The organism is Pedobacter psychrodurus (assembly GCF_004331735.1).
GTDB lineage: Bacteria > Bacteroidota > Bacteroidia > Sphingobacteriales > Sphingobacteriaceae > Pedobacter > Pedobacter psychrodurus.
On sequence record NZ_SJSO01000011.1, the window covers coordinates 1 to 22,583 of the forward strand.

21 protein-coding genes and 4 tRNA genes are annotated in these 22,583 nt (G+C 38.8%); 11 read left to right on the plus strand and 14 right to left on the minus strand.

Annotated features, from left to right (window positions below; all coding sequences use genetic code 11):
* Nucleotides 1-266, plus strand: a 266-nt coding sequence (locus tag EZ456_RS25335) for a hypothetical protein (protein WP_205945094.1), incomplete at its 5' end; no start/stop codon positions are given.
* A 257-nt stretch (nucleotides 267-523) separates the two neighbouring features.
* Here EZ456_RS25335 and trpA read toward each other — a convergent pair.
* From trpA to trpD, 4 genes are all read right to left on the minus strand, one after another.
* A complete protein-coding gene (gene trpA, locus EZ456_RS14095) occupies nucleotides 524-1,291 on the minus strand; it encodes a tryptophan synthase subunit alpha (RefSeq protein ID WP_131531141.1) in 768 nt (255 codons plus the stop codon).
* A gap of 161 nt (nucleotides 1,292-1,452) precedes the next feature.
* Nucleotides 1,453-2,634 (minus strand): tryptophan synthase subunit beta, encoded by a 1,182-nt coding sequence (gene trpB, locus EZ456_RS14100; RefSeq protein WP_205945095.1) that lies wholly within the window; start codon nucleotides 2,632-2,634, stop codon nucleotides 1,453-1,455.
* Nucleotides 2,635-2,799: 165 nt separating this feature from the next.
* Nucleotides 2,800-3,432, minus strand: coding sequence for a phosphoribosylanthranilate isomerase (locus tag EZ456_RS14105; RefSeq protein WP_225876547.1), 633 nt, complete (start codon nucleotides 3,430-3,432; stop codon nucleotides 2,800-2,802).
* Nucleotides 3,426-4,415 (minus strand): anthranilate phosphoribosyltransferase, encoded by a 990-nt coding sequence (trpD, locus tag EZ456_RS14110; RefSeq protein ID WP_131531142.1) that lies wholly within the window; start codon nucleotides 4,413-4,415, stop codon nucleotides 3,426-3,428. The genes EZ456_RS14105 and trpD overlap by 7 nt, the downstream gene beginning before the upstream one ends.
* Before the next feature lie 342 nt (nucleotides 4,416-4,757).
* Here trpD and EZ456_RS14115 point away from each other — a divergent pair, with 342 nt between their 5' ends.
* Nucleotides 4,758-5,699: an ion channel gene (locus EZ456_RS14115; RefSeq protein ID WP_131531144.1), complete on the plus strand. Its 942-nt coding sequence runs from the start codon at nucleotides 4,758-4,760 to the stop codon at nucleotides 5,697-5,699.
* Between the two features lie 583 nt (nucleotides 5,700-6,282).
* Here the strand turns inward: EZ456_RS14115 and EZ456_RS14120 are convergent.
* The 4 genes from EZ456_RS14120 to recR form a co-directional block, all read right to left on the minus strand.
* Nucleotides 6,283-7,143, minus strand: a complete 861-nt coding sequence (locus EZ456_RS14120; RefSeq protein WP_131531146.1) for an alpha/beta hydrolase — start codon at nucleotides 7,141-7,143, stop codon at nucleotides 6,283-6,285.
* Between the two features lie 223 nt (nucleotides 7,144-7,366).
* Nucleotides 7,367-8,185: an SDR family oxidoreductase gene (locus EZ456_RS14125; RefSeq protein ID WP_131531148.1), complete on the minus strand. Its 819-nt coding sequence runs from the start codon at nucleotides 8,183-8,185 to the stop codon at nucleotides 7,367-7,369.
* A gap of 55 nt (nucleotides 8,186-8,240) precedes the next feature.
* Nucleotides 8,241-8,981 carry a PI-PLC domain-containing protein gene (locus EZ456_RS14130; protein WP_131531150.1) on the minus strand — a complete coding sequence of 247 codons (741 nt, stop codon included), beginning with the start codon at nucleotides 8,979-8,981 and terminating at the stop codon, nucleotides 8,241-8,243.
* The gene (recR, locus tag EZ456_RS14135; RefSeq protein WP_131531152.1) at nucleotides 8,981-9,598 is read right to left on the minus strand and encodes a recombination mediator RecR; all 618 of its coding nucleotides are present in this window, start codon (nucleotides 9,596-9,598) and stop codon (nucleotides 8,981-8,983) included. The genes EZ456_RS14130 and recR overlap by 1 nt, the downstream gene beginning before the upstream one ends.
* A gap of 228 nt (nucleotides 9,599-9,826) precedes the next feature.
* Here recR and EZ456_RS14140 point away from each other — a divergent pair, with 228 nt between their 5' ends.
* The 4 genes from EZ456_RS14140 (at nucleotide 9,827) to EZ456_RS14155 (ending at nucleotide 13,278) form a co-directional block, all read left to right on the plus strand.
* The gene (locus tag EZ456_RS14140) at nucleotides 9,827-11,335 is read left to right on the plus strand and encodes a sodium:solute symporter (RefSeq protein WP_131531154.1); all 1,509 of its coding nucleotides are present in this window, start codon (nucleotides 9,827-9,829) and stop codon (nucleotides 11,333-11,335) included.
* An 18-nt stretch (nucleotides 11,336-11,353) separates the two neighbouring features.
* Entirely contained in the window at nucleotides 11,354-12,061 is a 708-nt protein-coding gene (locus tag EZ456_RS14145; RefSeq protein ID WP_086545514.1) for an LOG family protein, read from the plus strand.
* A 196-nt stretch (nucleotides 12,062-12,257) separates the two neighbouring features.
* The gene (locus EZ456_RS14150) at nucleotides 12,258-12,758 is read left to right on the plus strand and encodes a hypothetical protein (RefSeq protein ID WP_131531156.1); all 501 of its coding nucleotides are present in this window, start codon (nucleotides 12,258-12,260) and stop codon (nucleotides 12,756-12,758) included.
* A 25-nt stretch (nucleotides 12,759-12,783) separates the two neighbouring features.
* Nucleotides 12,784-13,278 (plus strand): hypothetical protein, encoded by a 495-nt coding sequence (locus tag EZ456_RS14155; RefSeq protein WP_131531158.1) that lies wholly within the window; start codon nucleotides 12,784-12,786, stop codon nucleotides 13,276-13,278.
* Nucleotides 13,279-13,535: 257 nt separating this feature from the next.
* Here EZ456_RS14155 and arsC read toward each other — a convergent pair whose 3' ends face one another.
* From arsC to EZ456_RS14170, 3 genes are all read right to left on the minus strand, one after another.
* The gene (gene arsC / locus EZ456_RS14160; RefSeq protein ID WP_131531160.1) at nucleotides 13,536-13,880 is read right to left on the minus strand and encodes an arsenate reductase (glutaredoxin); all 345 of its coding nucleotides are present in this window, start codon (nucleotides 13,878-13,880) and stop codon (nucleotides 13,536-13,538) included.
* 10 nt (nucleotides 13,881-13,890) lie between these two features.
* Nucleotides 13,891-14,481 carry a DUF502 domain-containing protein gene (locus EZ456_RS14165; RefSeq protein ID WP_205945096.1) on the minus strand — a complete coding sequence of 197 codons (591 nt, stop codon included), beginning with the start codon at nucleotides 14,479-14,481 and terminating at the stop codon, nucleotides 13,891-13,893.
* A 124-nt stretch (nucleotides 14,482-14,605) separates the two neighbouring features.
* Nucleotides 14,606-17,065, minus strand: coding sequence for a bifunctional UDP-N-acetylmuramoyl-tripeptide:D-alanyl-D-alanine ligase/alanine racemase (locus EZ456_RS14170; RefSeq protein ID WP_131531163.1), 2,460 nt, complete (start codon nucleotides 17,063-17,065; stop codon nucleotides 14,606-14,608).
* Between the two features lie 61 nt (nucleotides 17,066-17,126).
* Here EZ456_RS14170 and EZ456_RS14175 point away from each other — a divergent pair, with 61 nt between their 5' ends.
* The 3 genes from EZ456_RS14175 (at nucleotide 17,127) to EZ456_RS14185 (ending at nucleotide 17,937) form a co-directional block, all read left to right on the plus strand.
* Nucleotides 17,127-17,615 (plus strand): regulatory protein RecX, encoded by a 489-nt coding sequence (locus EZ456_RS14175; protein ID WP_131531164.1) that lies wholly within the window; start codon nucleotides 17,127-17,129, stop codon nucleotides 17,613-17,615.
* Nucleotides 17,616-17,709: 94 nt separating this feature from the next.
* A tRNA-Gly gene (locus EZ456_RS14180) sits at nucleotides 17,710-17,785 on the plus strand.
* A 68-nt stretch (nucleotides 17,786-17,853) separates the two neighbouring features.
* A tRNA-Leu gene (locus EZ456_RS14185) sits at nucleotides 17,854-17,937 on the plus strand.
* A 107-nt stretch (nucleotides 17,938-18,044) separates the two neighbouring features.
* On the opposite strand, the gene EZ456_RS14190 is transcribed toward EZ456_RS14185, so the two are convergent.
* Entirely contained in the window at nucleotides 18,045-18,425 is a 381-nt protein-coding gene (locus tag EZ456_RS14190; protein WP_131531165.1) for a pentapeptide repeat-containing protein, read from the minus strand.
* A gap of 615 nt (nucleotides 18,426-19,040) precedes the next feature.
* On the opposite strand from EZ456_RS14190, the gene EZ456_RS14195 reads away from it, so the two are divergent.
* Nucleotides 19,041-19,113, plus strand: a tRNA-Gly gene (locus tag EZ456_RS14195).
* A gap of 70 nt (nucleotides 19,114-19,183) precedes the next feature.
* Nucleotides 19,184-19,267 (plus strand) — tRNA-Leu (locus EZ456_RS14200).
* Nucleotides 19,268-19,320: 53 nt separating this feature from the next.
* Here the strand turns inward: EZ456_RS14200 and EZ456_RS14205 are convergent.
* Nucleotides 19,321-20,502, minus strand: a complete 1,182-nt coding sequence (locus tag EZ456_RS14205; protein WP_131531166.1) for an AGE family epimerase/isomerase — start codon at nucleotides 20,500-20,502, stop codon at nucleotides 19,321-19,323.
* 6 nt (nucleotides 20,503-20,508) lie between these two features.
* Nucleotides 20,509-22,581: a GDSL-type esterase/lipase family protein gene (locus EZ456_RS14210; RefSeq protein WP_131531167.1), complete on the minus strand. Its 2,073-nt coding sequence runs from the start codon at nucleotides 22,579-22,581 to the stop codon at nucleotides 20,509-20,511.
* Nucleotides 22,582-22,583: the final 2 nt, after the last annotated feature.

Sequence of the window (22,583 nt, forward strand, 5' to 3'; positions counted from 1 at the left end):
ACCCAAAGCGCTTTGTCAATCCGGCAATGTACCCAAAGCGCTTTGTCAATCCGGCAATGTGGCTCCTCACCACCCACGCTCATCAAAAAACAGCAGCACTTTGTTTTGTGTTCAATTCTCGTGAAAGCTTTAACTCATCGCTTATGAACACAAAACCACTGCGTTTTAGGTTTGGTAGTGCTATTTGTTCTATACTGCATCTGTTTTTTGATTTTCTGCCACTTGGGATTGACGGGCGTTCTTCGGTGAAACCTGTGTATTATTAAAGCAGGCCAGCATAACGCCTAAAAACCCACACATCAAGATGTGTCCACACGATAGGCGCAGGCCGGAACCACGAAGTGCTCAGCGAAGCTAATCTTAATGCAACCTACAAACCCATACCAAAGCATTACGATTCCCAATCAACCCGATAGCTATCGGGTTGGGAATGACGATGCAGCGTAGAAAAGATTAACCACCAAGACACAAAGAACACAAAGCGAATAATTTCTTGGTGTCTTCGTGACTTAGTGGTAAAAAACTAAGCTTTAAACTTCTTCATAAAGTTGCTTACACTTTCTTCTAAATTCCCATCAGCAATGGCTTTAACGAAAGCAGTACCAATAATAGCACCATTGGCATAAGAGCAAGCCTTATCAAAAGTCTGTTTATCGCTGATCCCGAAACCGATCATCGTTGGGTTCTTCAGGTTCAGGTTTTTAATTCTGCTGAAATAAACTTCAGTGGTATTACCAACTTCGAGGTTTTTGCCCGTTGTGGCAGACGATGATAACAAATAGATAAATCCATTGGTTAAACCATCAATTTTATGGATACGTTCTTCAGCAGTTTGAGGTGTGATTAAAAACACATTGCTCAGGTTATGTTTTTCAAAGCAATCTTTATAAAATTCCTCATACTCTACCATCGGCAAATCGGGAACAATACAACCATCTACCCCTACTTCGGCACAGGCTTCGCAGAAATTTTCTACGCCAAACTGCAAAACAGGGTTTACATATCCCATTAATAAAACGGGAATAGTTACGGTTTTACGCAAGTCTTTCAACTGTTCGAAAAGTAGGTTAAGCGTCATGCCCTGATCGAGTGACTGTTTGCTGCTGGCCTGAATTACAGGTCCATCGGCAACAGGATCGGAATAAGGAAAACCTATCTCGAGCATGTCGGCACCTGATTTTTCTAGTGCTTCGGCAATTTGAATGGTATCGCCAGTATTTGGATAACCAGCAGTATAGTATATTGATAATATATTTTTCTTCTCTTGGAAGAGTTGTTTAATTCGGTTCATGTTTTTGAGATGTGAGATTGGAGATGTGAGATTGGAGATGTGAGATTGGAGATGTGAGATGTGAGATTGGAGATTAGGTGCTTATCAGAAAGTCCATCGTCTCATGTCTCATATCTATTGTCTCACATCTATTTCATCATATCTATTGTCTCAAATCTATCTTAAAGATTAAAATATTTAATATAGGTATCCAGATCCTTGTCGCCACGACCTGAAAGGCAAACCACTACGTTTTCGCCACCCTTAAATTTCATTTTTTCTAAGTAAGCCAATGCGTGTGCACTTTCAATGGCAGGAATAATTCCTTCCAATTGAGTCAGTAATAATCCGGCATCTAAACTTTCTTCATCAGTTATGGAAACATATTGGCCACGGCCTGTTTTAAACAAATGTGCATGCTGTGGACCAATACCCGGATAATCCAATCCAGCCGAAACCGAATGCGGCTCAACTACCTGTCCATCTGGCGTTTGCATTAAAATGCTTCTACTTCCATGGAGCACACCTTCTTTACCCAAATAAGTGGTTGCCGCAGAAAACCCGCTCGACACCCCTTTTCCGGCTGCTTCAACAGCAATCAGTTTTACATTTTCATCATCCATAAAATGATAGAACATGCCCATGGCATTACTGCCGCCACCTACGCAAGCCAAAACATAATCTGGCTGGTCGCTACCCGTTTGCGCTAATAACTGTTTTTTGGTTTCCTCCGAGATAATCGATTGGAAAATCGCTACCATATCAGGATAAGGATGTGGACCAACTACCGAACCAATAATGTAATGTGTATCAACAGGATTATTAATCCAATCGCGCATCGCTTCGTTAGTGGCGTCTTTTAGGGTTTTACTCCCTGAACTTGCCGGAACAACCTTAGCGCCCAACATTTTCATACGGGCCACGTTTGGTGCCTGGCGTTCTATATCAACCTCGCCCATGTAAATTACACATTCCAGGTTACGTAGTGCACATACGGTTGCCGTAGCCACCCCGTGCTGACCAGCGCCTGTTTCGGCGATAATCCTTTTTTTGCCTAGCTTCTCGGCCAATAAAATCTGTCCGATGGTATTGTTGATCTTATGGGCACCGGTATGGTTTAAATCTTCCCTTTTCAAGAAAATATTGGCACCATATCTTTCCGAATATCTTTTGGCAAGATATAAAGGCGAAGGACGGCCAACATAATCTTTCAATAATTGATGAAATTCCTTTTGAAAATCGGCATCATCAATAATCTTTAAATAGTTTTGACGCAATTCCTCTACGTTTGGATAAAGCATTTCGGGGATGTACGCGCCACCAAAATCTCCATAATATCCTTTTTCGTTTACTTTGTATTTCATAATATTTTTATCTACTTCTGTCACATTAATAAATTTTACGGAGAGATCGTCATTCCCGCGCAGGCGGGAATCTTAAAGCTTATTGCATTATGATTCCCAATTGACCCGATAGCTATCGGGTTGGGAATGACGGATTAACTGTATTTTAATTAAATCAGGATGACATTATTTCGTGCTCATTTCTTTAATAAATTCCTTAATCTTCTCCGCATCTTTTAAGCCTGGCTCAATTTCAAATCTGCTATTGATATCCAAAGCATATAAACGCTCATCATGTATATCTTTTATGGCGGGGGCATGTTCTAAATCAATTCCGCCACTTAAAAAGTAAGGTTTGTTGTAAGTATATCGGTCTAAAACAGACCAATTGAATGTTTTTCCTGATCCACCATGTGTTTTAGTTTTGGTATCAAACAGGAAATAATCCGCCACACCTAAATAAGGCTCCAGACCAGAAAAATCAAAATCTTCATCTATTCCAAAAGCTTTAATCACTTCTAAAGGGGGAAAGCTTGATTTTAACGCTTCACAGTATTCAGGTAATTCGCTTCCATGTAACTGAACAGCTTTTAGCTTTAATAAGTTTACTTTATCCTTTACCTTTTCAAGGTCTTCGTTTACAAAAACACCTGCGGTTTTAATTTCTGAGGGGATGTATTTAATCAGTTCGGCAGAAACATCGCTGATCAGTCTGGGTGATTTCTCATAGAAGATAAAGCCCAGATAATCTGGCTGCAAGTTAGCAACCGCAGCAATATTGGCTGCCAAACGCATTCCACAAACTTTTAACTTTAACATGCCAATAGTTTTTTGAAACTCTCCAGTGCTTTTTTGCTCATTAAAGATTCTTCTGCCTCGTAAAAACAATCGGCAAAAGATAGCGTAGGTTTTATGGTTTTAATCGCCAATGCCGAATTACAAAGCACCACATTGTTCTGTACATCTGTAGCTTCGCCATTTAAAACATCCATAAATATTTTGGCTGATGATTCTACGGTATCGCCGCCCTTAATGGCATTGGTATCCACCTTTTCAAAACCCATATCCTGAAGGGTTAAAATCTGTTCGCCCTTATTCGAAAAGGTTTTCACATCACAGGTTAACGAAACCTCGTCATAACCTTCTAATGCATGTACAATGGTATAACTTTTATCGGTATCCTGGTATAAATAAGCATATAAACGGGCCAGCTCCAAACTAAAAACCCCTACCATCTGGTATTTTGGCTGCCCAGGGTTAACCATGGGCCCCAGCATATTAAAAAATGTTTTTACCCCAAGTTCCTTACGGATCGGCGCTACAATTTTCATGGCAGGATTAAACAAAGGGGCGTGTAAAAAACAGATCCCTGCAGTATCTAAATTGCGTCTTAAAGTATCTTCGTTATTGGTAAAAGTATAACCTAAATATTCCATTACGTTAGAAGAGCCACAGCCCGAAGAAACGCCGTAATTACCATGTTTAGCCACATGATGGCCAGCACCTGCCACTACAAATGAAGACAAGGTTGAAATATTGAAAGTGTCTTTACCGTCACCACCGGTACCACAAAGATCAATCAGGTCGTAACCCGATAAATTTACTTTAACACACATATCAAGCATCGCATCACGAAAGCCCTGCAGCTCCTGCACGGTAATGTTGCGCATGGCATAAGCGGTAATAAAAGCAGCAATTTGCGAAGAATTAAATGCCCCTTCGGAAACTGAAATCAAAATGTTCTTTGCCTCTTCCCTGCTAAAACTCTTGTTTTCGAATAAATGGTTTAATATTTTTTTCATGTTTTGTGTTCAATCTGCTCGCCATGGTTTGTGTCTCCACAAACCATTTATGTTTATTCCAGTTCGTGAAGACACGAACCGGGGCGATGTTAATACCTAATTCTCTAAACCACCCCGTCCTTCGGCCACCCCTCCACGGGAGGGGAAGGCATAAAAAAAGGATTGCTTTTTGGGCAATCCTTTTCATTGTGTATAAAATATTTTAAAATATATAACAATAGAATTTGCCTAACGAATTTCGTTATGCCACCACCAATTGTTATTTAAGTTTTTAATGATCATGTTTGTATAAAGCAAATATTGACATAGTTTTTTAATATTCCAAAATCTTTCTAAAAATATATGGCTTTCTTTAAAAGAAAAGTACAGTTTAATGATGATTTCGGTTTCGGATCTAATCCCGTAACCAAAAACCAGCGCATGCTTAACCCTGATGGTTCTGCAAATATTGAGCGTACCGGCCTACCCTGGTTTAAGTTCGATGATACCTACACCCGCCTGGTTACCATGAGCTGGCCGCGGTTTTTCTTTGTCATCCTCCTCGCCTACCTTGTTGTAAATACAATTTTTGCAGTTTTATACAATGTTGTGGGTATTGAAAATTTAAATGGTGCCAAAGGTGTAACGCTTCGCGATCAGTTTTTTGATGCATTTTTCTTCTCAGCCCAAACCATTTCTACTGTGGGTTATGGCCATATTTCGCCACAGGGATTTATTACCAGTATCCTGGCGGCTTTCGAAAGTATGCTGGGCCTGTTAGCTTTTGCATTGGCTACAGGCTTATTGTATGGCCGTTTCAGTCGGCCAACCTCTAAAGTAAGTTTTAGCAAAAAAATGGTGATTGCACCTTATGAGAAAGGCCATGGTTTAATGTGTCGTTTGGTTAACCTCCGCCGTAACCAGCTTATCGAAGTTGAAGTGCAAATGGTAATGTCGTACAACGAAACGGTTGATGGTAAACATGTGAGAAGGTTTTACCCTTTGACACTGGAACGTGATAAAATTGGTATCCTCTCTTTAAACTGGACTTTGGTACACCCCATTACGGAAGAAAGTCCGTTTTTCGAAAAATCATTAACCGAGCTTCAGCATGCCGAAGTAGAAGTTTTTGTGATCCTTAAAGCTTTTGACGATACTTTCTCACAGACGATTCATACCAGAACCAGTTATCAGGATGAAGAAATCGAAATGGATGCTAAGTTTGAGAAAATGTACTACCATAACGAAGAAGGCAAAATGGTAATGGATTATAGTAAGCTGGATAAGGTTACACGAACGGTGTAAGGGGCTTCTTTTCCCTTTTTGAGAAAGTTTTTTTTTGTTTTTTTTGGAAAGCAGGTTTCAGCGCTGGTCGGTTGCAGTAGTGCCGTTATCCGCTTTATCCCGATGCTCATTTAGTGCCGAATCATCGGCAAAGGATCGGGATGCTCGCTACTACCGGGTTTAGGTTACTTCATTAATGCTACAATTTAAGTATTAGGTGAGTTTGGCTTTAGTTATTTCCATCCAGCTAAGCCTCAGCACCCCATCTCCGTTCTACTTAGATCGGCCTAACATCCCGATAGCTATCGGGATTGGGCATGCACTACTCAAGCCAAACCACAAACTTTCAAACAATAAATTTTAAGCCGACAATTTTGTTTCTTTTGTTGTCAAAAGAAAAAAGCCCGTCTGGCCAAGACAAAATATTTTTTTTTGGTGGTGCTGTCATCCTGAGGCACTGCCTGTCCCGATTTCGGGAAAGGATCTGTTCCATAGCTGCAGATAGCAGGATATTTAAGGTTGCTGCAAACAAAAAGGATTTTCGCTACTACCAGGTTTAGTGATCAGGGGCTGCAACCGAACAAAGAAAAGCCCAGCTACCGCATTAAGATTGCTTCGTACCTCGCAATGACGATACCTCTTGTATAAAATCCACAATATCCTTATACAAATCATTTCCACCAAAAATCATCTGGCTGATCATTGGTACATGGCTTTTACCTTTGATTTCTTTTATTTCTACCGGAATATGATTCGCCTTAAGCTTTTCATATAATCTCGGCGTTTGCAGTTTAATGGCACCATAAGTTTTGCTTCCATAAAAAAGCAAATGTGGATTTTTGATATTGTTTACATAATCTAGCGGTGAGGCCGTTTTCCAAACCGCAGGTTGATCAGTAAAAGTTCTGATGAAATCGAAATAAAAATGGTCTTTTTCGGCCGTGGTTAAATATTCCTGCATATCAAGTCCGAAAGGATCGTTAAGGATTATACCTTTAATTGGGTTTTTAATGCCAGTTTTTTTAAAATATTTGGGATCGGCATTGATCAGTTCGCCCAGATGTGCGCCAGCCGAATGCCCCATCACAAAAATCTTCTCCGGACTGGCCGTGTAATCAGCAATATGTTCTTGTACCCATTTTACAGCCAAAGCACAATCATCGCCCATTTTTTCATATTGAACGTTAGGCGCCAAAGGGTAATTGATAATTACGGTAACTACACCTTTACGCGCGAAGTTTCTGCCCAACCACCAATAAGTTTCTTTCTTCCCGCTGCTCCAGGAACCTCCATGAATAAAAACCAGAACAGGTTTATCTTTTATACTATCGTTTTTATAAAAAATATTTAACGTATTGGCTTCATCAGCATTGCCCGCGTAATTTATATTTTTAGCTTTTTTTAGCTGGGCCGAAGAAAGTATCGTTTGAAATAAGAGCATCAATAAAACAAGGGATTTGTACATAAAAAAGGTTTATCATCTCAATAGTTAAATAAACGAAATTGTTGTAAAGGTGGATTTTTGGAATAGTATCAAGTAATGAGTATCAAGTATCGAGACATAATCCATCAAAAGGATAAACCCTAACCGCTATACGCTACCCTAATTTACCTTCTGCCCTCAACCTTAAGTAGTATCAAGATGAAAGTACCAGGTATCGAGACATTCTAACCCTAAACCCTAACCGCTACCCTTTTATCAAGGGATTCTTTTCCTTCGCAAACAGATCAAAAACCTTTTTATCTACAAAAGCTGGAAAAAGTTTATTCATCCAGACCGCCAGTTTTCCTTGTCCGGTCATAATTAACGTACGTTTACGTTTTTCGATACCGTCGGCAATAATGCTCGCTACTTCTTCTGATGTCATCATTTTACCTTCATCCATGCTGGTTTCGCCATGTGCGGCGCCATCTTTCGATAAGGCCGTTACACGGATATTCGACGCTGTAAAACCTGGGCAGGCCAAGAGCACGTTTACACCTGTTTTTAAAAGTTCGGTACGTAAAGATTCCATAAATCCGTTCATTGCAAATTTAGAAGCCGAATAACCTGTTCTGCCCGGCAAACCCCGGTAACCTGCAATCGATGATATGCCCACCACTGTTCCTTTGGTTTTCAAAATCTCTGGCAAGGCATATTTGGTACAATAAACGGTTCCCCAAAAGTTCACATCCATCAGGTTTTTAAGTACCGATAGATCTAAATCGTTAAACAGTGCACGCATCGATAATCCGGCATTGTTTACCAGAATATCAATCTTTTGAAACGAAACCAAAGCCTGTTTGATAATCAGTTCGCAATCTCCTTCTTTACTTACATCGGCCTGAACAGCCACAGCCCTGATGTCATATTTTTTTTCCAGATCAGCAGTAATTTCGCAAAGGGTTACATATTGACGGGCGGCCAAAACCAAATTAGCGCCACGTTTAGCAAATTCTTCCGCACAAGCTTTTCCGATTCCGCTCGATGCGCCAGTGATGATGATTACTTTATCTTTTAGATCCATTTGTAGTTGCAAGTATTAAGTAGCGAGTATCAAGAACCAAGACTGGATACTGTTTTTATGAGTTTGTTTTAAAGTAGTTTGTTGCTTCGGTAACTTTGTCGGTATTAATAATATCTGCACCTAACTCATGTAGTAACTTCCAGCAAGCTTCATTATCGGGTGCACCCCAAAAACGGAAGGGTTTACCCAATTGATGTGCATTATTAATCGGTTCTGCCAATCTAGCTTTATCAGTTTCTGAAATCTCCCCCACACCTTTCCATTTAGAATAAGTGGCAAAATTATCGCTGATCATGGTTATTTTTTTCAGGTTTTCTTGGCTGTAGCTTACATTTGGTAAGCCATCAAAAAATAAGTGAAAATATTGATGAAATGTATTTGCAGGAGGTCGGTTGCCACTAATCACAACAATTGTATTTCTCCCCTGCCGGCCAAAGTATTTCTGGTATTTTTTCAAATTTTTCTGCAACAAGCGGTAGGTCGAATCCCAATCACCTTTTACATCAATCATTAATTGGAAAGTATAATATTCCTTTTCACCAGATAAGGCCTTAATCTGTTTTAAATACAATTGTTCTAAAGTGTTGCCGGCTTTAATTTCTTTTTTACTATGCGCCACCATTAACGAATCGCCAACCACAAAAACATCGGCTTCTATAGAGAAAACATTATTGTTGATCGCTTCAAAGAAAGGTTTTTGATGGGTATAATCGTTGTGGGAGTGGATCTTTACCTGTGCTTTGGCAAACATCCCGGATAAAATCAGGGCTAAGAAAACAAAAAGATGCTTTACCATTATTTCATCATTGCAGTTTCGTAAGGCACACGGGTTACAATCGATCTGCCGAGCGTAATTTCATCGGTATATTCCAACTCGCCGCCAAATGCAATTCCGCGGGCAATGGTGGTTACCGGAACATTAAATTCCTTTAATCTTTTGTACAGGTAAAACAATGTGGTATCGCCTTCCATATTCGGGCTCAATGCTAAAATCACCTCTTTAATTCCTCCTGCTGCCATTCTGACTACTAATCCATCAATAAACAGATCGGAAGGGCCAACGCCATCCATCGGAGAAATTAATCCGCCCAAAACATGGTAAACCCCAAAATATTGACCGGTATTTTCAATCGCCATTACATCTCGGGTATCTTCTACCACACAAATGGTTTCTTTATCACGTTTTGGCGAAGTACAGATCTCACATACCGCATAGTCGGAAATGTTATGGCAGGTGCTGCAATGTTTAATCTGCTGCTTAAGTTTTATAAAAGTATTACCAAACTGGTTTACCTCCTCCTGCTCTTTGTTTAAAAGATGTAGTACCAAACGTAAAGCTGTTTTTTGCCCCACACCAGGAAGTTTTGAGAATTCGTTTACCGCATCTTCAAGCAGCTTGGATGAAAAATTCATATTGCAAAAATAGGTAAAATGGTTTGTTAGTTCAATAGGCATTGGGTTAATCGGTTAACTGACTCCAAACGCCCAGCTCCCAACTTAGTCTGGTTCATAGTCATTGGTTAGTAACTGCATATTGGTTAATTAGACGATTTGACTCCGGACTCCGGACTCCCGACTTCGGACTTAATGTATTGCTTGATTTAATAGTTTTCTTTACATTTATCAGCTTAACACAAAACTATGTCTCCAACCATCCTCTTATGTTTTCTGATCGGTTATTTTTTACTGCTGATTATTATTTCATTCGTAACCTCAAAAAATTCATCCGATAATTCCACTTTCTTTATCGCCAATCGAAATTCTAAATGGTATTTAGTTGCCTTTGGGATGATCGGAACCGCACTTTCGGGCGTTACTTTTATTTCGGTACCCGGAGAAGTTGGCGCACCCAGTGGAAACCAGTTTCAATATTTCCAGTTCGTTCTGGGCAATGCGGTTGGCTTTATCATTATAGCCACGGTTTTGCTTCCACTTTATTACCGGATGAACTTAACATCTATTTATAGCTATATCGAAAAGAGATTAGGCCACTATAGCTATAAAACAGCTGCATCGATATTTTTGTTGAGCCGCACATTGGGATCAGCAACAAGGTTATACCTCGTAGTAATTGTTTTACAGCGTTTTATATTCGATAATTATGGCGTTCCATTCTGGTTAACGGTTTTAATTTCGTTAGCACTGATCTGGTCGTACACATTTAAGGGCGGATTAAAAACCATCATCATTACCGATACGCTGCAGACTTTTTTCCTGGTACTTTCGGTTTTTCTAACTATTTATTTTATTTGCAACAGTCTTGATTTCAATATACCACAGGCATTCGAAACCATAAAAACCAGCAGTTATTCGAAAATATTCTTTTTAAATGATTTCCTGACCAATAAATTCTACTTCAGTAAACAGTTTATCGGTGGTATTTTCGTTACCATTGCCATGACAGGCTTAGATCAGGATCTGATGCAGAAAAACCTCAGTATGAGCACCATCAAAGAGGCACAAAAAAACATGTTCACTTTTACAGGGGTATTTGTTATTTTAAATGTTTTCTTTTTAAGTGTGGGCGCATTGTTATACATTTTTGCAGCGAAAAACGGCATCGATATTCCATTAGATCATATTACCGGAAAACCGAGAACAGATTTATTGTTCCCCGAAATTGCTTTAAATAACCTGGGTGCGGTACCCGCAATTATATTTATGCTGGGCTTAACTGCAGCAACATTTGCAACCACCGACTCGGCACTTACGGCCCTAACCACATCGTTCTGTGTCGATTTTTTAGGCATGGCTAAAGCAGAAAACTTAAATGCAAAAGATGCCGTAAAAAAACGCCATACCGTACACGTGGCCTTTTCAATTTTGATGTTCCTCGTGATCATCGTAATCAATGCATTTAACAGTTCATCGGTAGTCAGCTTGATTTTTACCATCGCCTCTTACACCTACGGGCCGCTTTTAGGCCTATATAGTTTTGGATTATTTGTAAAAAAACGTGGTCTTCACGATAAATTAGTCCCAATAGTTTGCTTATTATCACCTTTTTTATGTTACTTGCTTGCCACGTACTCGACCACTTTATTGGGCGGTTACGTTTTTAGTGTTGAACTGATTTTGATTAACGGTTTAATCACATTTATAGGCTTGTTGTTCATTAGCAAAAAGACTGATGCGCAAACCAAATTTTAATATTTAGCATTAACTTATATGACGAGTGAAGAAAAAATTAGAAGTGCTTTCGAAAACAAAGACTGGCAAGAAATTAAAGTAACAGACTCCTGGCAAATTTTTAAAATCATGGCCGAATTTGTAGACGGCTTTGAAAAACTGGCTAAAATTGGTCCGTGCGTTACCATTTACGGTTCGGCGCGTACTGCCCAAACACACAGATATTACCAATTGGCAGAGCAGTGCGGTAAATTATTAACTGATCGTGGTTATGGTGTAATTACCGGCGGTGGCCCGGGCATTATGGAGGCTGGTAACAAGGGTGCGCATACCAACGGTGGTAAATCGGTAGGTTTAAACATTGAGTTACCGTTTGAGCAATTCCACAATAAATATATCGATCATAATAAATTATTGGAGTTTGATTATTTCTTTGTACGCAAGGTAATGTTCATGAAATATAGCCAGGGTTTTGTGGTTTTGCCAGGTGGTTTTGGCACTATGGATGAGCTATTTGAAGCCTTAACCCTCATCCAAACAGGCAAAATCGCCCGTTTCCCAATTGTATTGGTTGGTATCGATTATTGGGGAGGATTAATTGATTGGATTAAAGGCACCATGCTCCAAAAAGAACACAATATCCACGAAGAAGATTTGAATCTTTTCAGATTAGTAGATACCGCTGAAGAAGCCGCAGAGCATATTTTCCGTTTCTACGACAAATATGTACTTAAACCAAATTTCTAGCAGATTAGTCAGTTGCAGGTGGTTAATTGTTTAAATTGATAACTGGTCATTGTTTTTTGATTATTGAACATTGATTCTTGGTCATTGATAATTGGACATTGGTCATTGATCATTCAAAAAAGTGCTTACAAACAATAAGCACTTTTTTTATGTAACAACTAAAGAAAACTGCCATCTAAAATAAAACGTATCTAAAATGTCGAAATTTATCAGCTGGAAAAACAATTGGTTTAGTGGAAACTTTCAACTCTTTGCAGATGGTGTACAAAAAGGAGTAATTACTTTTGGATCATGGAAAAGTGATGCGGAAAGCATGTTCGAAGATAAAAACTATTTCTTCTCAAATGAGGGATTTTGGCAATCGAGCACAAAGGTAATCGACAGAAAAACAAATGAAATGGTGGCCATGATTACTTACGACACCTGGAAATCTAAAGCGGTAATCAGCTTAAAATCGGGCGAACAGTACGAATGGAAATCGACAAACTTATGGCGTTCGCAATGGACGGTAAGCAATTATAAAGATGAGCAAATTACCTATAGCGCCAGCAGCAGCAGTGGTGCATTATCGTCTGATACTGACAATGAATTATTAATTATAGCAGGCTTATTTATTAAACAGATTTATAACAAACAGGCAATTGTGCTTATTGCATGCTTCATGCCGATCATTACGATATCAACACTTCGTAATTAGTAACAAATTAAAATCCTTTTGTGAGATGGAACAGGTATTAAATTGGAGAAAAGGTTTATTTGATAGCAATTATCAGGTATTTAACAAGGCACTGCTAAAATTTTCGCTAAATTTTAGTTCGTGGAAAAATTCGGCAATAGCCACCACACAGGCAGGTATTTATCTATTAAAAAGTGAAGGATTTTCTAAACCTGAAACTAAAATTCTCGACAACCACAATAAGGTTCTGGCTGTAATTACTTACGACTGGCTTCGTTTTAAAGCAAAAATTGTATTTGCATCTGGCGATACTTTTGACTGGAGCTTTCAAAACAGCTGGTTAAGTAGATGGTCGTTAAACAACCACCAGGATAAACAGATTCTATTTAATGCATCAACCGGAAATGGATTGGTACATACCAATGTAGATGATGATATGCTGATTTTATGTGGACTTTTTATCAGGGAATACTATTCGAGGCTGGTTGTTGGTTTTATTATTTTTATGTTCATCCTGTTTAGCTTCAAGAATATTTTTTAGTTTAAACTAATAATCTGGTCGCAATCTGGTCTTAGCGTCTCGCTAAAACGCTAAAAAATATTAATCTCACCTTTATAGAACCATTTTATCTCGTAGCGAAACGCTACGACTAGAGTTAGCATTTTTTAATTATATAAAAGATCCGTCATCTCGACTGAAGCGCAGTCCCGAACTTTCGGGAGAGAGATCTACATCCCAAAGCACTCTCGAGATAGATTTCTCGACTGCGTTGCACTCCGCTCGAAATGACGATTGGATTATCCCAGAATCTCTTTTATCTTTTCGGTTGGTCTGGCGATAACTGCTTGATCTCCTGAAATAATAATTGGTCTTTCAATTAATATCGGATGCATAACCATTACATCAATCCATTCTTCATCAGTTAAGACCTTTCCCTTATAATTTTCAGTAAAAACCTTTTCCCCCTTGCGGATCAATTCCAAGGGTTTAATGTCCAGTTTTCGAATAATTTCTTCAAGTTCGCTTTTATTAGGCGGAGTCTCTAAATAATAAACCACCTCAAAAGCCTTTCCACTGATTTCTAATTCCGCTAAAGCACAACGGCTTTTAGTGCATCTGTTATTATGGTATATCGTAATCATTTAGAAATGTTTAAAGTCCGCTTACGCCGCCGCTTACCACCAGTTTCATGGCATCAGCCGCTGTCATCTGCAAATCGGTTACCTTATCTCTTCTTACAATGCAAAGCTGACCTGCAAAAGAATAAGAAAGTGGAAAATATACGGCAACTTCATCCGGGAGCTTGAGTTTATGTAGATCGTTTTGGGTTAAAAATCCAATCTTTTTTAGGCCGCCCTCCACTTCTACCAGCACCGGGTGATTAAATTTCTTCTCATCGCCAACAAAAGCCTCTGTTAAATCTTTTATAGAAGAATAGATAAAATTAAGTAAGGGTAGCCGCTGCATGATCCGCTGAAACCAATTATACATTGGTTCTGTTACCAAATTGGTTACAAAGATACCGGCAAGCAAAATGAGCGCTAAAACCGTCAACAAACCTAAGCCAGGGATGTTCCTGCTCTCGCCTGTATTTGGATTTACGCCTAAAATATTGTTTACATTTAACCAGCTATCAACAGTGGTAACTGCCCAAACCACAATAAAAATACTCACGGCAATGGGCACAACAATTAATAAACCTTTGATCAAATAGTTTAAAATAGCTTTCCCGACTTTATTCATGATGCAAACTTAGGAAAAATATGGTTAAATGGTTAGGATTGTTATATTGTTTAATGGCTAGATTATTACCAATCTTTTAGCTGTGTGACCAACAACATATCAATTAAACAATTTAGCACTTTTCTTATTCGTAGAAATAAACGCGTTTAACCCTTTGTGAGATATTGGTTAAAATTTCATACGGAATAGTACCAATATCTTTCGCCAGCTGCATAATGGTGTGCTCCTTATTGAAAACAATAGCTTCATCGCCAGGTTTCACATCAATACCTGTGATATCCAACATGGTCATATCCATGCAGATCGAGCCAATTGTAGGCACCAAATGGCCATTGATGAGCATTTTGCCAACGCCGTTACCAAAATACCGGGTGTATCCGTCTGCATAGCCAATTTTCACAGTTGCTATTTTTCCTCCACTTGGCATTACACCCTTCCTGCTGTAACCTACAGTTTCGCCTGGAGCTAAAGTCTTCACCTGGGTTACTGTAGTTTTAAGTGTCATTACGGTCTGCAGACCTCGGTTATTGGCCAAAGCAGAGTCAAAACCATACAAACCTATGCCTAAACGTACCATATCCATTTGCCCTTCGGGCCAACGCGAAATGCCTGAAGTATTGGATATATGAAGCAGCGGTTTATAACTTAAAACTTCGACCAGCTGATTGGCGATGATTTTAAACCTTTCAATTTGTTGTTGTGTAAATCCATCGTGTTCTGCAGCATCACTTGCCACCAGGTGAGAAAAAATACTTTGAACTTTTACCTTAGCCGAATCTTTAAGCAGATTAGACAATGTATCAATTTCTGACTGATCAAAGCCTAAACGGTGCATTCCACTATCTATTTTAATATGGATCGGATAATCGAAATCATAATCAGACAGTGCATTTAAAAAACTATTCAGGATTTCTACACTATAAATTTCGGGTTCGAGTTTATGTTTAATGATGGCTTCGAAAGCAGATTCCTCTGGACTCATGACCATAATGGGTAAAGTGATGCCCGCTTTACGCAAGGCAATACCTTCATCGGCATAAGCAACGGCCAAATAATCTACCTTATGGAATTGCAATAAATTGGCAATTTCAAAACTCCCGCTCCCATACGAAAAGGCTTTAACCATGGCCATTATTTTAACGCCAGGTTTGATTTTAGAACGGTAAAATTGCAGATTACTAACCATGGCATTCAGATCGATTTCTAAAACCGTATCGTGTATTTTCTGGGTAAGGAGTTTACTGATCCGGCCAAATTCGAACCGTCTGGCCCCTTTTACCAGTATGGTTTCATGGTTAAACTGTAAACCTGGGAAAGCATCGATAAAAGCATTCGTATCGTCGAAAAACTGAGTTTCAAACTTAAAAAGATCAGCATATTTTGAAATATGAGTCCCAATTCCAATCAGTCTGTTTACTTTCTTCTGCAAAAGCAATTCGGCGATCTCTGTGTACAAATCCAAATCATCTCTCCCCGTTTCAAATAATTCGGAAAGGATAACGGTTTTCTTTGCGTGCTGATTCTGTTGATTTAAAAAATCAAGGGCAATGGCTAGTGAAGAGATATCTGCACTGTAAGAATCGTCGATAATGGAACATTGGTTAATACCATTTTTCAATTCTAAACGCATGCTCACATGACTCAGTTTTTCCAAACGTAAATTGGCCTGCTCTGGCGTATAATCTAAAGCCAATAAGGTTGCCCAGCAGATTATTCCATTTTCTATCGAAGCTTTATCTTTAAAAGGCAAAATGCATTCAATTTCTCTGTTTTGATAAATGGCCCGTAAATTGGAATTTGCTTTGATGGGTTCAACCGCAATAACCTGAAGATCTGCCGCTTGTTTACTACTCCAGCTAAAATGTTTTTTACCAGGAAGTTCTTTTGCGCTGATTTCGGTTACATATTCGGGTGAATAAATAAACAAATCAGATGCTGCAAAAAGTTTCAGTTTCTCGGTCAGTTTTTCCTTTTTAGAACCGAATCCTTCAGCATGTGCTTCACCAATATTGGTTAATATTCCAATTTCAGGACGAATGATTTCAGCTAAAAGCTGCATTTCGTTAACCGCAGAAATACCTGCTTCAAAAATGCCCAGGGTGTGATCGGTCTCAATCTGCCATACCGAAAGTGGCACTCCAATTTGTGAATTATAACTTTTAGGACTTTTAACAATATTAAAGTCGGTTGCCAAAAGTTGATATAACCATTCTTTAACAATCGTTTTCCCGTTGCTGCCGGTAATACCTATTGTTTTTAAATCGAACTGATTTCGATGATAAGTACTTAGTTTTTGCAGCGCTATCAAAGCATCATCTACCAGTAAAAAATTGCAGTCAGGGTATTCGTTAATGTATTTCGCTTCAGTAATTACAAAATTTCTGATTTCCTTTATATAAGCATCTTTAATAAACTCATGTCCATCACGATGCGAAGACAGGGCAAAAAACATAGAATTTTCAGGAACCAAAACCGAACGGCTATCGATCACCAAATATTGAACAATCACCTGTTCATCAACTAATTTGGCATCGGCATTTAAAATTTCGGCTATTTTGGCAATGGTATATATTGGATTTTGCATGCTATTATATTCAGAAAAATACGGTAATCGCTATTATTTTTACGAATTTCAGTAAATAATTATGAAAAGCGGTAAACAAGAGACAGTATTATTAGATAAAAAACAAGCGCAGGTAAAAGCTGAACATTTTTGTGTTTACCAGGAGCGTTCGCAAAAGGAAGTGCGGTACAAGCTGGTAGAATGGGGAATGCGAGGTGACGAACTGGAAGAAATTATAAGCGAACTGATTTTGAATAACTTTTTAAATGAAGAGCGGTTTGCTAAAAGTTATGCATCGGGCAAATTTAACATCAAACATTGGGGCCGTGTTAAAATTAAACAGGGTTTGAAATTAAAGGGCGTACCCGATAAAATCTTGCAAAAGGCAATTTACAGCATCAATGATGATGATTATCTACAGACCATCGAAAAATTAGCTTCAAAGAAAGCATCGACTTTGAATGAAAATGACCCATTTAAAAGAAAAAATAAGCTGATGAGCTACCTTCAGGCAAAAGGTTTTGAAACTGATTTAATTTTACTTGTACTGAAAGCCAGCAATTTAAATTAAATATTAAATTTTTAACAAGAAATCTCTTGACAGAAATATAAATCTGCCTATATTTGCATCACCAAAACGAAACAACAATATCAGTTTTGTTCATGCGAAAGTAGCTCAGTTGGTAGAGCACGACCTTGCCAAGGTCGGGGTCGCGAGTTCGAATCTCGTCTTTCGCTCCAAAATGCCTTCCTACCAGAAGGCATTTATTTTAAAGTTAACCTACCGAAGGATTTCGGAACAGGCTAATGCTCGGGTGGTGGAACTGGTAGACACGCAGGACTTAAAATCCTGTGCTTTCAAAGGCGTGCGGGTTCGATTCCCGCCCCGAGTACACACAAAAAATCGAATGAAAACCTTTCAGAAATGAAAGGTTTTTTTGTTGAGGAAAACTTTACAAACCGCCGTTATACGACACCGTTATAACTGAATCCAATGTATTTATCTATGTGTATTTGATAAATATTTAATAAAGTCTTCAGTATTAAGAGTATTGCTGAAATATTTAACGCTATCAACTATGGCATCCTCAAATCGACAGTCTTTAAAGCTAGCACCGGTGAAATCTGAATTGATTAAATTTGCATTCCGAAAATCTACATTCTGGAAATAGCAATTCTTAAACACACAAGCCTTTAAACTAGCACCACAAAAGCTAAGTTTGTAAAATTTCGCAGCATTAAACCTTGCACAATCTAAGATGCAGTTATCGAGTATCATATTATTTATATATTCATGAAATTCAAAATCGCAGTTTGCAAAAGTTCTTTCCCCTTCACTATATCTATCAAGTAATTCTCCTATACTTGCCGGTGTTGTCATATACTTAACTTTACTGTTCAAATATTCAGACGCCTCTTATCTGACATCATTTTATTATGTGACTAGTTATACATCATTCCTATTCATCAAAGCTGACATATAATTCTTAAATATACGAAACTGCACTTTATTTATAACTCATAAACTTCTCAGTATTGCATATTAAAGACGATGGATCTGGCTTTTGTTGCGACTCAATGTAGTCAAGTACTGCTTGTTTAATTTCTATACCATCCTTTTGTTTGAGCGTAACACTTAATAGTAATTATTGAGAGAGTGGAAAAGAAGACACTGTGTTTCATTTATCGCCTTAAAGTTTGACAGCACCCTGGTAGATATGGATATCTTTGCTTATTAAAAACAATCAATAACGTCAATTTATGTATTTTAAGCAATTCAAACATGCTCATAAGTCTACTCTAAAGAAATTATCAGCAACCATTTATTCAACCATAATGTTACCGATAGCTTAAATTATGAGTGAAAAATAATTTTATTATACTGATTTTGAGACTGTAATAATTTTTATTAAAAATTTTATTTATTTTTTTTGATTCGGAAAGTTTAATTTCTATATTTGCAACCCCAAAGGAATACAACACAATGTATTAATTTGCGAAAGTAGCTCAGTTGGTAGAGCACGACCTTGCCAAGGTCGGGGTCGCGAGTTCGAATCTCGTCTTTCGCTCTAAATGCCTTCCTACCAGAAGGCATTTATTTTAAAGTTAACCTACCGAAGGATTTCGGAACAGGCTAATGCTCGGGTGGTGGAACTGGTAGACACGCAGGACTTAAAATCCTGTGCTTTCAAAGGCGTGCGGGTTCGATTCCCGCCCCGAGTACACACAAAAAATCGAATGAAAACCTTTCAGAAATGAAAGGTTTTTTGTTTTATTTAGTAACCCATTTCCTGTAATAACAGCGCACAATACCATTCTTGCCTTGGCAAATGAAATGGTCCTTTAAACAGATTGCCCTTTGCGGTTTGCGCCAATGTACCATCGCGGTGCAGATAACCAAACCATTCGCCATGTTCTTGATCATGGAATTTATCATAAGCGTAGTCATGAACCATTTTATGCCAACGGGCGTACTTTTCATCACCGGTTAAGGTATAAGCCAATAATGTAGCGATAATGGTTTCGTTTTGTGGCCACCAGAATTTCATATCCTGCCAATACTCCTGAACAGGTTTGTTGTATACATCTTTAAAGTATAAAATTCCTCCGTGCTCCTTATCCCAGCCACGCGCCCACATATAATCGAGCATTTTACAGCCCAATTTAATCAATTCGGGATCGTTATTACGGTATTTTGCTTCGTGCAAAATAAACCAGGCGCCTTCTATAGCATGACCCGGATTTAAAGTTCTTCCATCAATATGATCGATTATCGAACCATCTGGCGCCACTTGTTCCATCACACACTGAATATCATCCTTCACAAAATCGTTCCTGATCTCTTCAATCCAGGTCGAAATCCACTTATCACAACGTGGGTCGCCAATGGTCTCCCTCAACTGCTGTGCGGTATTCATCATAATCATGGGCACACCTATGCCCTTCGCCGGACGTGTTCCTGTAAATTTTGCAGGCAATAACCCTGGCGTAGTGGCATATTCGATACATTTCCCAAACAAATATCTCGCTTTTTCAGCCGCAGCTTCATCACCGCTGGCTTTTGCATAGGCAGCATTTGCAATCACCGCGAAAGTTTCAGAAAAATAATAGCGCCTTTTACGAATCGGCTGCCCATCACGGGTTACATGAAAAAACATCTGTCCATCGTTATCAAAACAATAGTTATTTAAGAAATCTATTCCAGATTTTGCCGCATTAAGCCACTCTTGTTTAGGCTCAATGGTATTGTAAAGGGTAGATAGCAACCATGCGGCACGCCCTTGAATCCATACGGCTTTATCATCATCGATCAAACCTCCATCACGATCGCGCATGAGCAGATAACCGCCATGTTCGTCATCAATCGATCTTGGAAACCAAAATGGAACGGTATTGTTTAACAACTGGTTTTTATAAAATGTAGCAAGTTTTTGTAATTCTTCGGTAGTATAACTCATGTTGGTTTAATTTATGGGAATAGAAAATGTCGAAGCTGGCAGTTTGTCTTCGTTAATTAAATTTGCCCTGGTAAAAGGTTGCCAGGCATACAAAACCTGTATTATTTTGAGTTGCGCAGGAACAGTTAAATGCACCTCGTTTTTAAAGATAGTCGCCTTAACAGGGTAGTGGTTCCCTTTAGAATCCTCTACCTCAAAACCTTTTAAAACCGAGCCAGCGCCAGACATCAGCTTTTTAGCATGACTAAAGGTGACAATTATGATATTTTGCTGTTGTATGGCTTTTATTGCCACAGGACCATTTGCTGAAATATTTTTATGATAAGTATTTTTGAGGGCCAGTAAAGCCAATCGTTCGCCGATTTCTTTTTTATGGGTAGGATGAACATTTAACGAATCGCCAAGATCGGAGCTCACTGCCATGCCCGAATTGGGTATAACAGCCTGCAATTTCCGCTGTGCATCTCTAAAAGAGGGCCAGGAAGGGCGATCGATAGATGAGAGTTGAACATCATAAAAAGGAAAATTATAATTCCATTTTTCGCGCCAGCTTTTAACCAATAGTGGAAACTCGTGGTTATAGAGCTCAACATTATGCGCATTGCTCTCTCCCTGATACCAAATCACACCTTTTATTGGAAAGCCAATTAAATTTGAAATCCCGGCTTCATAATTATAGGCCGGTTCGTATGGATGGCGCTGTTTCGGGTTAACTGCATTTTTGAGGTTTACATCGGCCCTGCCACGTGCCCAATCTTGGATAAAATCCGATTTCCGCCAGTTACCTAACAGATCAACCAGCAGATCGTCGTGCTCCAATGTTTTTCGGTCCATCCACGATTCGAGCGTTGAACCACCAACCGCCATTTGAATTAGCCCAATTGGGATTTGCGTATTTGACACAACTTTTTCTCCAAAATAATAAGCAACTGCCGAAAAATTGCCGATGGTATTTTCATCTGGTTTCGCCCAGCTTCCAGAGAAATAGTCTAGTTGGCTTATCTGGTTTAAAGTTTTTTCCTCCCAGGCGACATTATCTGTTTCGGCCAATAGATCATACTTTAGCAATCTAATGGGCAGATTTTTGTTTAAATGGCTTAAAGTAGCCCCAGCGGTAGCTGATGATTTTAACGGAAAGGCCATATTTGATTGACCTGAACATAACCATACGTCGCCAATCATAATATCTTTTAACAAAATGGTATGTCGATCTGCCTCAACTTTAAGCGCATAAGGTCCACCAAATTTCATCGGTTTAAAAAACACTTTCCAATTGCCATGGCGATCTGTTATTACTCGCTGGGTAATATGGTTAAACTGAACTTCAATCAAATCACCTGCATTGGCCGTTCCATAAATCTGGATCGGCTGGTCGCGCTGCAAAACCATGTGGTCGGCAAATAGTTTATTTAATTTAAAACCTCCAAAATCTCCGGTAATATGTGCATAAACCGTTTTCGCAATAATATCTGCACCCTTAACATCAGGGTGTAAGTTATCGGCAAAAAGCTCCGGGCGGTTATTTAATGCAGTATTGAGGTCGATTAGTTCAAATCCATTTACTTTTGCAACCTGTTCAATTTTATCCTGGATCTGCCAATACCAATCGCGTGTTCCTGATTTAAATCTTGGATGGCCACTAAAAATTGGACTTAGTTTGCAGATATAAATTTTAAGCTTTGGGTTTCCTTTTTTCAGACTATCTATCAGCCATTGGTAATCAGCTTGGAAATCGCTTTTATAATTTGGCCAGTTCCGTGGATCGGTATCATTTAAACCAAGATGAATAATGGCAATATCGGCACGGAATTTTAATGCCTCACTAAATTCTTTGGTTTTAAAATAAGGATTATGGCCTTTTTTCAACAAGGTAGCGCCGCTATGGCCAAAATTGCCCACCAAATATTGATTGTCCAAAAGCTGCTGTAATTTGGCCGGGTAAGATTCTTGCTGTGGGTTGGCTAATGAATAACCTGCTGTTACGGAATTCCCGATACAGGCAATCTTTATTTTTTGCGCATAAGCGTTGCTGCTGATCAAAAAGACCAGTCCTATTATTAACCCAAAAAAAGTTTTCATAA